Here is a 14,963-nt window from a genome sequence, read left to right on the forward strand (position 1 = left end):
CCTCGGCCTGTTCGATGAACTGCGCGATGCGCAGTTCATCGACCCCGGGTCCAGCGCTTGCGCTGGTCCGGGTCCAGGGGTGGACAACCCCTGGTCGGGGTCCGGGGTGGAAACCCCGGCGCTACGCTGACGTTCGTCAGAAGCCCATGTTCGTCGCCGCTTCCTGGTTCGAGCGGACGGCCTTGCGGCCCTGGCGCGACTCCGTGGGAGCGATCGGCGCTGCCGCGGGCGGAGGCGTGGCGAATGGGCCGGCGGCGGGCTCCGGGGCCGCGGCGGCGACGGGGGCTTCGGCGAAGCCGGATTGTGCTTGCTGCACGACGGCGAGCTGCCGATCGAAGTCCTGGGCGACGTCGGCGGCGCGGGCTGCGGGGGCGGCGGTCTTCGCTTTCGCGGCCGAGTCGCGCAGGGCTTGCTCGCGGCTCTCGATGCGGCGGCGGGCCTCGGCGACCTTGCCTTGCTCGAACAGGCGGTTTGCCTCTTCGAGTACGGAGGCGGTCTCACTGCGGTTCACGCGGCCGGCGACGACCGCGTCGAGATCACTCGCGTTTGCGTCGACGACCTCGACGCCGAGTTTGCCGCTGCAGCGGCCGTCCTCGTTCTTGACGAGATCCTTGTAACGCATGTCGACGGTCGCGACGGGCAGCTCGCCATTCGACCCTGCGGGCACACGCAGCTTCACGAGCACGGTCTTCACGTCGCCGCCGCTGAACGTGCCGAGCGGGACGGTGATGCGATTGCCGCTGCGGCGGAAGGAGCGATCGAAGACGCGATCGAGCTCCACGCCGGGGGCGAGATCGATGTCGACCTCGGCGCCGCTCGCGACGGCCTGCGTGAGGGCTTCGGCCTCGCCCTCGAAGACGCGGGCGAGTGCGGCGTCGTTCTCCACGAAGTAATGCCGGCCGTTCGATTCGACGGCGATTGCGGAGAGGATTTTTTCGTTGTAATCGACGTCGACGCCCACCGTGGAAATGCCGATGGCGCGGTCGCGGGCGCGCTGCGCGAGGCTGCGGAAGCCGGGGACGTCCTTCAGGCCGTGGTTCGCGTCGCCGTCGCTGAGGACGATCATGCGGCTGATGCGGCCGTCGCTGGAGCGGCCCATCTCGGCCATGCCGGTCTCGATGCCGCAGGAGATGCAGGTGTCGCCGCCGAGCGTGATACCGGAGATCGAAGAGACGACCGAGCTGCGGGTCGAGGGACCGATGACAACGGCGGGGACGACGACCTGGGTGCGCGTGTCGAATGTGACGACCGAGACCATGTCGCCGTCGTGGAGGCGCTCGACGGCGCCGATCGCCGCGTTGATCGCGTTCCGGAGGCGGGTGCCCTTCATCGAGCCGGAGCGGTCGATGACGATGGAGAGGTTCACCTGGGGCGCGGTTTGGGCGCGATCGCCGCCATTCGCGCGGGCTTCGAGCATGAGGAACGTCTCGCCGCGCGGGTTTTTGAGGACCTTCGGGTGACCCATGCGCCCGTCGATCATCACGGTCGAGCCCGCGGTGAAGTGGGCGAGCTCGATTTGGTTCGTCGCGTCGGTCGTCTTTTCGGTCGTGGAATCTTCTTCGATCGCCTCGGCGCCGATGGTGGGCTCGGGCGAGGACGGCAGGCCGCCGGGAGGGGTGAACGAGTAGACGGAAAGGCTCGTGAGCAGCATGCCTGCGAAGGCGAGGACGGCGACGCGAGACGATTTCATGGCTCTCTCCGGGTATCGAGCATCGGCGCCTGCAACAACGGTGCTCGCGAGCACGAGCTTACGGTGCGCCGGTGGGTCCTTGGACGAAGATCGAGGGGGAACGATCTGGTCCCATGTGCGCTTCTGCGGCCACGCGGACCCCGCAGGCCTTCAAGGTGTCCCAGGGAGGGATGGATCCGATGAGGACGAAGACGGCGTCGTAAGCGACGCGCTCGTCTCGGCCGCGGGCGCGGACGGTCGCGACGTCCGGGTCGAGGGCTCGGATTTCGGTCTCGAAGCGCAGGCTCAGGCGGCCGGCGGCGTGCATGCGCTTGACCTCGTCGATGTTGCGCGACTTGCCGCGCGTGAAGGTCGCGCCGCGGTGGACGACGGTGACCGTGGTGCCGGGCTGCCGGGCGAGGGCGACGGCGATCTCCATGGCGACGTCGCCGAGCCCGACCACGATGACTCGTTTGCCCTCAAAGCTCCGGGCGTCGGCCAGGTGGTAATGCACGCGGGCCTCGACGTCGGGCGAGAGCTCGATGGGGAGACGGCGAGGCGTTCCGCGCTGGCCGATCGCGAGCAGCACGCGGCGGGCGAGGACATCCCGCGGCGGACCACCTTCGCGGGGCTCGGTCGTGACGCGGAAGAGCTTGCCGTCGGCCTCGCGGGAGACGGCCGTCATGCGCGTGTCTTGCCGGACGGGGAGCTCTTCCTTGCGGATGATGCGCATCCAGTGCGAGAGGAGCTCTTCTTTCGTGGATTCTTTCAGCCAGAGCTTGCCCGTGAGGGGCAGGTCGAGGGGCTGATCGAAGACGAGCTTGCCGCGGGGAAAGCTGCGGATGCTCTGGGCGACCGAGCCTTGCTCGATGACCTCGAACGAGAGGCCGAGCTCCTTCGCGCGGAGCGCCGCGCTGATGCCCGCGGGGCCCGCGCCCACGATGACGAGGTCCTTCGGACGCTCGCCCGAGCCTGCAAATGGCCCTTCCGCTTCGAGGCTCGCGGCGATCTTCTCGACGGCGTGCGCGCCCTGGAGGATCGCGTTTTTGATGAGCGGCAGGCCTGTGACGTCGCCGGCGAGGAAGAGGCCCGGGGTGTCCTGGCTCTGGAGGGCGTCGTCAATGCGTGGCCTGTCGCCGATGGTGTCGCCGTCCGTGATGCGTAGCGAGCCGTTCGGGCAACGTTGCTCGCAGAGCGTGAGGCCGCAGCAAGCCTCGGGGCGCACGACGACCGCGACGTACTTCTGGACTTCGAGCACGTCGTAGGGGCAAGCGTCGACGCAGGCGTAGCAGCCGAGGCAGGTCTGGGTGTCGATCTGCGGGAGGCGCACGCGCGTTTGAGGCTTGAGCAGCGCCTCGGTCGTCTGGGGTTTGTCCTGAACCTTGCGGCGGCGCGCGCGGAGGGCGCCCGTGCCGCGGACGAGGCCGAGCGTGAGCGCGAACGCGAGCGTGCCCGTGCCGAGCCAGAGCCACGTGAGCGCGCTCGTCGCCGGGCGATCGAGCTTGGGGACGGCGAGGGCGACGTCGCGCGCGGCATCCCAGGCGACGGGACGATCGTCGCCGTGCTGCGCGGCGCAGACGCGGGCGCGGGGCTGGGCGCTGGGACGTTCGGGCCTGTCCGGAGGCAAGGCCGTTTGATGCTCGTCGAAGCAGAGGGACGGTTTGTCGGGGCCGAGTTTTTCGGTGCCAGGGGCGAAACAGCGCGAGATGGGATCCCGCGGCGAGCGCGGGTCGTGGCATCCCTTGCAGCTCGCAGCCGTGACGATGGGGACCGTGGCTTCGAGGTGCGCGGGCGGCGCGTCGTCGAGGGCGCGCTCGACGCCGGGGGCGAAGCGGATCGGCGGCTCGCCGGGGACGAAGGCGACGCCCTGATCAGCTTGATGGATGGGATGGCAGGTCGAGCAGCGGAGGGCGCCGGATTTGAAGAGGCGCTCGTGCGGGCGGCGGCGTGGCGCGTGCGGGCCGTGGCACGAGGCGCAGGCTTCGTCGGGGCGTTTTTCGGCCCCGGCGGTGCCGTGGCAGCTCGCGCAGGTGACGCTCGGGGCGCGCGCGTGTGGGCGCGAGAGGGGGCCGGGCGAGGCGTGGCCGCCGGCGGGCGGAACGAGGAAGGCAGAGAGGCCCGCGGCGGCGGCGGCGACGACCGTGGCCGTGAGGACGCCGCGGAAGCGGGTGACGTCGGAGGTCTTTTCGGCTCGCTTGGCCGCGCGGCCACGAGGAAGCTCGCGCGGGACGGCGGCACGATCACGGGCGTCGCCGAGGGGCGATGCGTAGAGCGTGGGCAACGCGGCCGGAGGTTTGCCCGCGGATGGTTCGTCCCGACGATCGCGATCTGCCATGGAACGATCGCCTCCCCTCACCGCTTCATCACCGCCGCCACGTGCACCACGAGCAGCGCCATCGCCATGCCGAACGTCAGGATGTGGAGCGGGAGCCCCACGCGGAGCAGCCGCAGGAGGAGCCTCTGCGCGGGCAGCGCGCGAAGCTCCACGACGATCCGCACGAGCCCGTCGAGCCCCGCCAAACGCTCCTTGCCGCGCCCTTCGAGGACCCGCTCGATGCGCGCTCGCAACACCTCTTCCTCCTGCCGCAAGGTCCGGCCGCTCGCGAGCAAGGCGAGCGGGCCGAACGTCGACATCGCGAAGGGCACGAGGATCTTCTCGAAGATCTTCTTCACGAGATCACTCTTGCCGCTCACCTCGCGATAGAGCCTGTCGACGAGGTCCCTTCGCGCGGCAGCGAAGTCTTCGGGCAGCGCGGCCGAGCGCTCGATGCGGGCCATGCGACGCGGAATCCAGGCATACGCGAGCGCCGAGAGGCCTCCCACGAGCGCGCTCACGAGGAAGACGAGTCGAAGCGCGCCGCCGGCCGTGGACGGGGCGATCGGGTGCATCGGGGCGTGCGCGAAGACGAGGCCCGTCGTGATGAGGCCGAGCGCGAGGTGAATCGCGAGCTGCGGGCGAACGCGGGATGCGATGGGTGTGCGCGGCTCGGCATTCTCGTCGCCCGCGCGCTTCCGCATCCACAGGCGCACGAGGCGCTTCGGCACGGCGTACAGGACGAGCAAGACGAACCCCACGGCCGCGAGGATGCCCGCCGCGCCGCCGAGGCCCGCGTCCGCGTGCCAGAGTCCGCGCGCGTGCATGATCGCGCCCACGACGCCGATCGCCGCGCCTGCGATCGCTCCGCCCGCGACGAGGCCGGCTGCGCTCGCGCCTTGTTTCTGCACCTCGGCGCGGGCCGTGGATCCGCCGAGGACGAGGTCACGCACGTCGGCGAGCTCCTCGCTCGGGTTCATGCGAAAGATCGATCCGGTGGGACAAACCTGCACGCAGGCGGGGCCCTCGTAGCCGCGGCAGAGGTCGCATTTGACGGCGACGTCGGGGTAGGCGCCGCCCGCGGGGCGCGGAGAGTCGGCCGGGCGGGTCGCCATCTGGATGTTGTCCCAGGGGCAGGCCTTGGCGCACGCCCCGCAGCCCGTGCAAAGCGCCTCGCGGATGAAGACCTCGCCGTCCGGTTCGCGGCCGATCGCGCCCGTGGGGCAATCGATCATGCAGCTCGGGTTCGCGCAGTGCTGGCACGAGTTCGGGAGGAGCAGGCTGCGCGGCGCCTCGGATCGTGCCTCCACCCGCGCGACCATCTTGTCGCCGCGCCGCACGATCCGCGCCTCGCCATGAAGCTCCGCGCAGCCCCACGCGCAATGGCCGCAACGCACGCAGGTTTCGAGGTCGATGACGAGCAGCGACCGCGCGACCTTGAGCCGGTACAGATCACGAAACGCATGCTGCGTGGCGTTCTCCGCGGCGCGGCCGATCACCGAGCGCTGCGACGCCTGCTGATCGAGCGCGATGCGGCGGAGCGCGCCGAACAGCTCCGGATGGCGCGCCGTGATGCCTCGCAACGTGCGCGCGTCGATAACGATGAGCAGCGACGGGCCGCTCGCGACGGCGCTCACGAGGCGCGGCGTTCCGACCTCGATCTCCGCGTCGCCGAAGAAATCGCCGCGACCGAGGTAGGCGCGGACGCGCAGGCGCTCGCCGTCGTCGGTCTGGATCTGGATCATCCCGTCCGCGACGAGAAACAGATCCGTCGAGGGATCGCCCTCGCGGTAGACGGGCTGACCGCGCTCGAAGCGCTGGTAGCGGGCCGCGTCGAGCAGGACGTCGACGTCCTCGGGATCGAGGGCACGGGCGAAGGCCATCGTGTGGAGCAGGTCGCGCGTGGCCGCGCGGCGAAGGATGCGTTCGAGCCGCTCGGCGACCTCGGCCTTGCCGCTGCGCGCCGCCGCGCGCTGAAAGACATGCGCCGGCACCTCGCAGAGCCGCGACGCCGCGCGCGCCGTGGCCGTCGCGCTGCGCGCCCCGAACGCCGTCGCCTCCTCGCCGAACGACGCGCCCTTGCCCGCGACACGCAGCTCGCTCTCCCGATCCTCGCCGCGACGCACGGCCGAGAGCGCGACGATCCCCTCGGCGACCACGAAAAACGCGCCCGCCGCCTCCCCCGCGCGGTACACGACCTCGCCCTCGACCACCGAGAGCATGCGCCCCGCGTCCTCGATCTCGCGGCGCGCGCGCGCGTCGAGGCCACGAAACACCGGCGTCTCCCACACCGCGGGAGGCCACGCCGCGCGCTCTCCGGAAGCCGCGGGCGAACCCGAGGTCACGGCACCTCCACGTCGGCGCGCGCGAGCTCGACGATCTCCAGCCGGCGCAGCATGTCCTCGGTCACGTTCGGTCCGTTCGGGCGCAGGCCGCGCCGCGCCTGCTCACGCTCGTACGCGGCGAAGGCCCGGATCAAGAACGGCGGGAAGGCGCGGAAGAGCAAGCGCGCCTCGACACGGAAGGGCCCGCGGCGCGCGCCGGCGTCGAGGTCGTATGTGAAGCGAATGGGCACGTTCGGCGGGAGCGACCGCGTGTCGACGATCGCGTCGGGCCCGCGTACCTGGCCCCGCGACGCGTCGAGCGCGCCGACAGGGAAATACGTCTCGAAAAGCGCGTGATCGAGCGAGAGGTTCGAGCGGCACTCGCCCGTGTCGATGTCGTAATCGCCGTCGTCGAAGCGATCGGCCCGGAAAAACCCTTGCCCGGGGCCAGGCTCGCAGCGCCCGTCGGGGCCGATCACGCCGATGCAGCGGACGCAGCGGAGAAAGCCGTTCTGGAAGTTGACGAGGCCCTTGCCGCGGAACGAGGTGCCGCCGCGCTCGGGCGGAGGCGACCAGCGCGGCACGTCGGGGCCGTCGCTCACGTCGGCGCCGAAGAGGCCGATCGGACGGCCGCGCTCGTCGAGCGACGAGGGGTTCGTGTTCACGCGGACGAACGTTTTGTCGTGGAGATCCTCGTCGGGACGGCCCACGCGGCCGACCTCGTAGACGACGCGGCCATCACGATCCCGCACGACGAGGTGCACCCAGAATTCGCGCTCCTGGCTGAATCCGGCGGGGACGCGGTGCCCGGCGCCCACGTTCTCCACGACGATCGGGATCTCGAGCCCCGTGCCGCCGCGGCGAGCGCCGTCGATCTCGAAGCGGAAGGTGTGACGCAGGAGCAGGTCGCGGCGGCGGCGTGCGCCGAGCGGGATGCCGTGCACGTCGATCGTGGTCTCGTCGACGAGCGAATTGGGGAACTCGTCGGAGAGCGGGAGATCGACGCCGGAGAAGTAATGCGTGCTGACGTTCGTCGCCTTGGGCGAATTGTCGGCGGAGCGCCCCGTGGGGAACACGCCCGGCGCGCGCGCGACGAAATGGGAGCCGGGCGGGCATTCGGGTTCGACCTCGCCGCTCGCGGAAGGACCCGGCTCGCACACGCCGGGATACGTGCTCATGTGGCAGTCCTGGCAGGTCGCGGGGGTTTTTCCGCGCCGCTCCTCGTCGCGGGCCCAGGCGGCCCACTCGGAGTAGGCGTTGCGCAGGCGCTTGAAATGCTCGCCCTTCTGCACGCCGAGGACGTCCGAGCCGAAGAGGCGGACGTCATGGCAACTCCCGCAGAACTCGCTCGTGCGGAGATAGGCGTTCGCACGCTCGCTCGGGCGGCGGTGGACGAGGGGTTCGACGCTGTCGGGCGTTCCGGCCGACGCCGAAGCAACAGTGCGCGGCTGGCGCGCGCCGTCGAAGAAGAGCTCTTCGTTTTGCAGCTCGTAGCCGCTGTTCGCGATGCCGAACAATCCGCGGTTGTCCTCGGGTCTGGCCGGAAAAACGGCGCCCGTGACGAACGAGGTCCACGTGGGGTTGCCCTCGTAGGTGCTGCGACTGCCGCCGCGACCCCCGACGGGGCCGTGCACGGTGTGGCAAAAGACGCAGGAAATGCCCTCGATGCCCTGTGCGCCGAGCAAGTCACGCACGGGTTTGCGGGTCGTGGGATCGCCGCCGGCGCGGCCATCCCAGGCCGGCAAGGGGCGCTCGATCTTCTCGGCGGGACTGTGGCAATTGACGCACCAGTGCTCGCCGCCCGAGCCGGTCACGGGCAAACCACTCTGGCGATTGCGGCACGCAGTCGAGGCATTGACGCGTCGGAGGATGCCGGCGCCGTTCGGGCAATCCTCGTCGCGGCCGACTTGCTCCTCGATGAGGCTCTCGAGGCCATTGAAGAGCGGGCTCTTCACCGAATGCGCCATCACCGAGCGGCGCCACTCCGCGGCCTGTCGCGGATGGCACGAGGCGCAGGCCTCACTCGTGGTGCCGACGGAGCTCATCGTGATGAGGGGCGCGATCTCCTGCTTGGGCGTCTCTGGCGGGGCGGGCGCGAGGCGCGAGAAAGCGAGCCCTGCGACGAGCAGGCCCGCGCCGATGGGCAGGCCCGCGGAGATCCAGGCGCTCTTCGCGGGGCTCGGTTTTCCCGCGGCGACACGTTGCGCCGGCGCAGGTCGTTCGGTGGGTTCGTCCGCTTTCGGCGTGCGAGTTTCGACAGGCTTTCGCTCACGGGCGGGCCGCGGGGCCGCCGCGGAGGCGCTCTCACCGCGCAGAAACCGCCCGAGCTCTTGCGTGATCGCCACGGCGCGATCCGGCCGCCGCGCCGGCTCGGGATCGAGCAGCCGCAAGGAAAGGCTCTGCAAGCCCGTGGGAAGCGCACGCGCCACCGCGTCCACGAACGGCGGCGCCTCGCGCTGCGCAGCCTCGTCGAGCGCATGCCGCAGGCCCGCGCCCGCGAACGGGTGCTCTCCCGCGAGCAGTCGGTACAGCAAAAGTCCGAGCACATACCGATTCGCGGCGCTGTCCCACACCGCCCCCGCGGCCTGCTCGGGCGGCGTCCAGCGCGGCGAGATCTCCGCCGATCCGCCGCGAGATCCACCCTCCGGCGCGCCCAGGATCGCGCCCACGAGCCGCGCCGCCGCGACCACCACGGCGCCTTCCTCGTCGACGTACACGCCTTCGAGCGAGAGCGGCCCCGGAAAGAGGCTCGCCTTCTCACACGCAGCGAGGCCCTCAGCGACCGCGAGCGTGATGCCGAGCGCCTCGCGCCACGGCCACGGCCCCTTCCGTTCGCGCATGAGCTCCGCGAGGTTCGTCCCGAACTTCCGGCGCACGATCCACACGCCCTCGTCGTCCACGCCGCCGAGCGTGAACCCGCCGATCGAGGCCTCGCCAAACCCGAGCAGCCGCCGCGCCGCGGCCTCGTCCGATGCAGGGAGACGAAACAGCTCGCGCCCGCCTTCGCAGGCGAAACGCGTCGCGCGCCCGAGCGGCGGCAAAGGCGCGCCGGCCTCGATCCCGCTCGCTTCGGGGCGCGCGCGTTTCATCATCGCCCCCGCACCTTGCCCGTCGCTGTGCTCTTTGTCGTCGCCGTCGCCGTCGCCGTCGGCGCGCCCGTGGAGGGCGTACCCTCCGTGGATTGCGTCGATCGCACGAGGTACGCGCCGAGCCCCGCGAGCAGCGAAAGCCCCACGATGATCCCGACCGCGACCTTCGTCGGCACCTCGCGCCCTTGATCCACCTGATCGACGAGCGCGATCGTGTCCTTGCGCGCGCCCGCGCCCGCGGTCTCGCGCCGCGTGGCCTTCGCCTCGTCGCCGGACCGATCCGATCGTGGATCACTCGAACGCGTCGCGGGTTTGCCCTCGTCGTTCGAATCGGGCGCCTCGGGGATCGTGCGGGGCGTGGGGGATTTCTGGTGTGGCGTGGTCGCGCCGTGGGAGCTCACGCGGCCGGGGCTCGTGCGCGCGGGCGCCGGCGCCGCGACCTGGAACGGTTCGAGCCTCTCGACCACGTCTTGCGCGAAGTAAGGCCGATCCTCCGGCGCTTTTTCGAGGAGCTGGAAGAGGAGCTGCTCGACGCCCTTCGGCAAACCGGCCCGCACCTCCGCTTCGAGCGGCGGCGGCTCGGCCGTGCACTGGAGGTTCAGGAGCTGCCGCGGCGAGGCCGACGAAAACGGCGGTTTGCCCGCGAGCAGCTCGTAGAACACGAGCCCGAGCGCGTAGAGATCGGCGCGATGATCGATGGTGCGCGCGTCGATCTGCTCGGGGCTCATGTACTGCAGCGTGCCCACGCTCTGCGTGTTCGTCTGGTTCATCGCCTGCAGCATCTTGGCGATGCCGAAGTCCATGACCTTCACCGTGCCGTCGGTCAGCATCATGATGTTCTCCGGCTTGAGATCGCGGTGGATGATCGGCGGCTCCTGCCCGTGCGCCGCCGAGAGCGCCGAGGCCACGGCCGCGATGATGCGGATCGCCTCGGCCCAGGGCAGCCGCCCTTCCTCGCCGAGCACCGTGCGCAGCGTGCGGCCGTCGAGGTACTCGAGCACCATCGCGAGCTGGCCGTTCGCCTCGATGCTGGCCAGGCTCCGCACCACGTTCGGGTGCTCGAGGTGCGCGAGGATCTGCATCTCATTCACGAACAACTTGCGGCCCGTCTCACTCCTCGCGAGCTCGGGATGCAGGACCTTGAGGGCCACGCGCCGCTTCGACAGGCGCTCCTCGCCCTCGTAGACCTTGCCCATCCCCCCCTCGCCGACCAGGCGCCGGACGAGGTAATCACCGAGCTGCTCCATCACGCGTCTCCGATCCGCCGGACTACCTACGGATGACCCCCCCGGAGGACTTACAGGACGTGCGCATCTCCCCGGGATGGTGTAGCCATGGGCCAGGCGCCCCCTTCGACGTCTATCATGGTTTCCCGGTACGCTACCCTCCTCGTCCTCTCGCTCGCCGCCTGCTCCAAGAGCCCCGCGGAGCCCGACCCGCCCTCGTCCGCAGGTCCCACGACGACCACCATCGCCCCACTCGCGTGGACGGCGCCCGCGGCGTGGACAGCGCAGGATCCGCCCAGGAGCGGGCCGAAGAAGGCCGCTTACAAGACGACCAAGGCCGGCGACGACAAGGAGGAGGCCGACATCGAGGTCTTCTTCTACGGCACGGGCGCCGCGGGCGATCCGGAGAAGCGGTTCAAGGAGTGGTTCGACCAGTTCGACGGGAACGTCGGGGCCCAGGCGAAACGCGAGAGCTTCGACGTGGGCGCGCTCAAGGTCGAGACGGTCGAGGTCGCGGGGACCTACAAGATCGCGCTCGGCCCGCCCGTGGGCCCGAAGAAACGCGCGCCGATGCAGATGGTGAAGGAGAACTTCCGGCTCGTCGGCGCGGCCGTGAAGACGCCCGATCGAGGCACCTGGTTCTTCAAGATGTCCGGCCCGAGCGACACCGTGCAGGCCGCGCGCGACGCGTTCCGGACGATGCTGCAATCGGCGAAATGACTCAGGGCGGAGGCGGGCCGCCCGGTTTGTCGTGGTCCCACGGGAACGCGTAGGTCACGCAGGGGGCCGAAAACAGCCGGAGATCGCCGTCGGTGCCGACCTCCTGCGCCGACGAGATCACGGCCTCGAAGCCCACGCTCGATTCGGCGAACCCGAGCAGCTCGCACATTTCCTCGTCCCCAAAGCCCCAGACCACGGTCTCGTCGCGCGGATTGTCGTACTCGCAGCCGAAGCGGTAGCCCTCGGCGCCCGTCATGTCGATGGGCTTCTCGTAGACCCGGCCGTGCGCCTCGCCGTTGTAGGCCGAAAGCTCCAGGATGGTCTCGCCGTCGCGCGGGCCGCCCATGATCTCCAGGAAAAACCGCTTCGCCATCGTGTGGGTGTGCGGCAGGATGTAATAGACCTTCTGGTCGAACGTATTGCCCGAGGCCGCGAACGGGCCTTCCATCGCGCATTCGCCGTAGAAGCGTGATTTCGCGTGCGGCGGGATCGCAAGGCCGTGGTAGTCGAGGTGGAACGGGGTGAGCTTGTGCTTCACCTCCTCTTTCGGGATGCCATACAGCGTGAGCGTGAGCGTGCCCGTGACGGGCGCGAGCGACGTGTTGAGCAGGTGGACATCGCCGATGATGCGTGAATACGGCGGGATGCGGACCGCCACGCCGTCCGGGAATTTCTGCACCTCGCGCTCGGTCTGCGTCGATTGCGCGTAGATGACACCGCCCGCGAGCGCGGCCGAGACCTGATCGTAATCGCGCTCCGAGCATTTCCAGATGCCGTCGGGCCCGTCGAACTTGTCCGCCGGGACGAACGTCCAGTTGGAATGGTGCGAGGACTCGTTCTGCTGAAGCTCGACAGCATTGACCCAGATCTCGGTCGCGTTGTTCAGCGTGACGCTCTGGCAGAGCCCCTTGATCTCCTGGCCTGCCTCCACCGTGAACTCGGCGAAGGTATGCGCGCGCGGCGTACCGGACAGTTTTTCGCATGTCCCCGAGGACGCGGCATACGCGCCGCTCGGGCACCCCTCGCAACGCGCGCCGGCCGCGTCCTCGACGCAAACCTTTTGATCGGCCCCGCAACCGAGCGCGACACAAGCGGCGCTCGGCCCGCCGCTCGGGGTCCCCGGACCGGCTTCCCCTCCCCCGCACGCAGCAAGGACGAACGGCGCGAGGCCAAGCAAGAGTGATTTGAATGTTCGGCTTTTCATCGGCCCACCTCCAAGCCGTGGAGTGTAGGCCAGGCCGAGCAGCTCAATTGGGCAAACCCGCGCCGAGGCGGAAGTAGATCGACCGCCGCGCGCCACACGCCGGGCAGACGACACGCGCGATGCGGAGCCGCGATGTCCCGACCGTTTCCGCGAGATGCTCGTCGACGCGCACCTCGCCACCGCAACGCGCGCAAGGCTTCCCCCGCGCCGCGACTTCGACCTCGGAGGCGCTCGTAATCTCGATCGGCCGCTCGGGCGAGCCACCGGGCTCGAACGAGGCGAGGCGCTCGCGATCCCGCGCGAGCTTGACCGCGGCGCGTTCGGCTTCCCGGCGCGCCGCCCGTGGCGAAAGAGGCTTTTTCTTGCCGGTCATGCCTGCCCTACACGAGAAGCTCGAGCCCCCGCGTGAAGAAATCGCGGGCGATCACGACCTCGTGCACCTCGTCCGGCCCGTCCGCGATGCGCGCGCTCCGCGCATACCGGTACCAGGTCGAGAACGGGACGTCTTCGCTGTACCCGAGCCCGCCGTGCATCTGGATCGCGTCGTCGAGCACGTCGCAGAGCAGCCGCGCCACATGGAGCTTCGCCATCGACGAGTACGGGCGCGACTCCTTGTCGAGCCCCTTCTCCAGCATCGACGCGCAATGGTACGTCATCAGGTTGCCCGCGTGGATCCCGAGCGCGTGGTGCGCGATCTTCTGCTGGATGATCTGGTGCTGCGCGAGCTTCTTGCCGAAGCTCTCGCGCATCACGAGGTACTCCTTGCACATCGAGAGCGTGCGATCGGCGAGGCCGAGCCAGCGCATGCAATGGGTGAGGCGCGCCGGCACGAGCCTCTGTTGCGCGAGCCGGAAGCCGTCGCCCACGCCTTTGAGCACCGCGTCGTCGCTCACGCGCACGGCGTGGAACGCGATTTCGCCCTCGCGGTGATCGAGCAGCGGTTCGGACATCGTCGGGATGTCGCGCACGTACTCGACGCCCGGGGCATTCCGATCGACGAGGAACATCGTCGCCCCACCCTTCGGATCGTCGCTCGTCCGCGCCATCACGATGAGGAACGACGCGTCCCGACCGCCCGTCGAATACCACTTGCGCCCCGTGATCACCCAGCCGCTTCCGTCGCGCTCGGCGCGGGTGCGCAGATTCGAGGGATCCGCGCCGGCGCCGGGCGCGGGTTCGGTCATGCAAAACGCGCTCGTGATCACGCCGTCCGCGAGGGGGCGCAGGTAACGCTCCTTCATCGCCTCGGTGCCCACGCCGAGCAGGAGATCCATGTTCCCCTGGTTCGGCGCGTCGCAGTTGAACACCTTCGCGCCCACGGGCGAGCGGCCCATCTCGCGAAAAAGCGCGCACATGCCCATGATGCCGAGCCCGCGTCCACCGTACGCCGGCGGCAAATGCGGCACCCAGAGGCCCTCCGCCTTCGCCTCGGCTTGCAGCCGCGACAAGGTCTCGCGCTGGCCCGCGCGATCTTCGGCCACGATCTTCGCCTCGTTCGGGACGACGCGCGCCTCGACGAACGCCCGCACCGTCTGCCGAAGCTCGGCGATTTCCGGCTCCAAATCGAAATTCATGCTCGCCTTCTCCGTTCGTCTCGGGTCTCGCCCGCGGCCTTGCGGCGCGCGCCGCACGCTTCATACCATGCCCCATGAGCGTACGCGTCGAACGATCGGGCCCCGTGACCACCGTCATCCTCGACCGGCCGGAGAGCCGCAACGCCGTCGACCGCGCCACCGCCGAGGCGCTCGCCGACGCCTTTCGCGCCTTCGAGAGCGATCCGCACGCGTCCGTCGGCGTGCTGCACGGTGATCACGGCACGTTCTGCGCCGGCGCGGATCTCAAGGCGATCGCCGCGGGCGCACCAAACCGCATCGACGCGGAGGGCGACGGACCGATGGGCCCCACGCGAATGCTCCTGCAAAAGCCGGTGATCGCCTCCGTCGCGGGTTATGCCGTCGCGGGCGGGCTCGAGCTCGCGCTCTGGTGTGACTTGCGAATCGTCGAAGAGGACGCGGTCCTCGGCGTGTTCTGCCGTCGCTTCGGCGTCCCGCTCATCGACGGCGGCACGGTCCGCTTGCCGCGCCTCATCGGGCTCGGCCGCGCGCTCGATCTGATCCTCACCGGCCGGCCGATCGACGCCGAGGAGGCATTGCGCATGGGCCTCGCGAACCGCGTCGTCCCCAAAGGCCACTCACGCGAGGCCGCCGAGAAGCTCGCGCACGAACTCGCCGCATTCCCGCAGCTCTGCATGCGCGGCGACCGCCTGAGCGCCTACGAGCAGTTCGATCTCCCCCTCGGCGAGGCATTACGCAACGAGCTCCGCCACGGCCTCAATGCATTGAGCGGAGAATCCATCACAGGCGCCACCCGCTTCACGCAGGGCGCGGGCCGTCATGGCGGCACGGTCGGCTAATCGC

10 protein-coding genes are annotated in these 14,963 nt (G+C 70.1%); 2 read left to right on the plus strand and 8 right to left on the minus strand.

The window, feature by feature from the left end; all coding sequences use genetic code 11:
- Positions 1–136: 136 nt before the first annotated feature.
- From KEG38_RS43705 to KEG38_RS43725, 5 genes are read right to left on the minus strand one after another with little or no spacing between them, the layout of a single operon-like run.
- Positions 137–1,690 carry a vWA domain-containing protein gene (locus KEG38_RS43705; protein ID WP_272426706.1) on the minus strand — a complete coding sequence of 518 codons (1,554 nt, stop codon included), beginning with the start codon at positions 1,688–1,690 and terminating at the stop codon, positions 137–139.
- A gap of 58 nt (positions 1,691–1,748) precedes the next feature.
- Positions 1,749–4,004, minus strand: a complete 2,256-nt coding sequence (locus tag KEG38_RS43710; RefSeq protein WP_272426707.1) for an NAD(P)-binding domain-containing protein — start codon at positions 4,002–4,004, stop codon at positions 1,749–1,751.
- Between the two features lie 17 nt (positions 4,005–4,021).
- The gene (locus tag KEG38_RS43715; RefSeq protein WP_272426708.1) at positions 4,022–6,328 is read right to left on the minus strand and encodes a cyclic nucleotide-binding domain-containing protein; all 2,307 of its coding nucleotides are present in this window, start codon (positions 6,326–6,328) and stop codon (positions 4,022–4,024) included.
- Positions 6,325–9,399, minus strand: coding sequence for a serine/threonine-protein kinase (locus KEG38_RS43720; protein ID WP_272426709.1), 3,075 nt, complete (start codon positions 9,397–9,399; stop codon positions 6,325–6,327). The genes KEG38_RS43715 and KEG38_RS43720 overlap by 4 nt, the downstream gene beginning before the upstream one ends.
- Positions 9,396–10,643, minus strand: a complete 1,248-nt coding sequence (locus KEG38_RS43725) for a serine/threonine protein kinase (protein WP_272426710.1) — start codon at positions 10,641–10,643, stop codon at positions 9,396–9,398. Before KEG38_RS43725 ends, KEG38_RS43720 begins: the two co-directional genes overlap by 4 nt.
- A 117-nt stretch (positions 10,644–10,760) precedes the next feature.
- On the opposite strand from KEG38_RS43725, the gene KEG38_RS43730 reads away from it, so the two are divergent.
- Positions 10,761–11,342, plus strand: a complete 582-nt coding sequence (locus KEG38_RS43730) for a hypothetical protein (protein ID WP_272426711.1) — start codon at positions 10,761–10,763, stop codon at positions 11,340–11,342.
- Between the two features lies 1 nt (position 11,343).
- Here the strand turns inward: KEG38_RS43730 and KEG38_RS43735 are convergent, their stop codons facing one another.
- Genes KEG38_RS43735 through KEG38_RS43745 form a run of 3 tightly spaced genes read right to left on the minus strand, consistent with a single transcriptional unit; the run spans position 11,344 to position 14,120 of the window.
- Positions 11,344–12,546 (minus strand): hypothetical protein, encoded by a 1,203-nt coding sequence (locus KEG38_RS43735; protein WP_272426712.1) that lies wholly within the window; start codon positions 12,544–12,546, stop codon positions 11,344–11,346.
- A gap of 43 nt (positions 12,547–12,589) precedes the next feature.
- Complete coding sequence (locus KEG38_RS43740) at positions 12,590–12,919, minus strand: hypothetical protein (protein WP_272426713.1); 330 nt, start codon at positions 12,917–12,919, stop codon at positions 12,590–12,592.
- 7 nt (positions 12,920–12,926) lie between these two features.
- Positions 12,927–14,120, minus strand: a complete 1,194-nt coding sequence (locus KEG38_RS43745; RefSeq protein ID WP_272426714.1) for an acyl-CoA dehydrogenase family protein — start codon at positions 14,118–14,120, stop codon at positions 12,927–12,929.
- 74 nt (positions 14,121–14,194) lie between these two features.
- On the opposite strand from KEG38_RS43745, the gene KEG38_RS43750 reads away from it, so the two are divergent.
- Positions 14,195–14,959, plus strand: a complete 765-nt coding sequence (locus KEG38_RS43750; RefSeq protein WP_272426715.1) for a crotonase/enoyl-CoA hydratase family protein — start codon at positions 14,195–14,197, stop codon at positions 14,957–14,959.
- Positions 14,960–14,963 lie beyond the last annotated feature (4 nt).

This window comes from Polyangium jinanense (genome assembly GCF_028435265.1).
In the GTDB taxonomy this organism is placed as follows: Bacteria; Myxococcota_A; Polyangia; order Polyangiales; family Polyangiaceae; genus Polyangium; species Polyangium jinanense.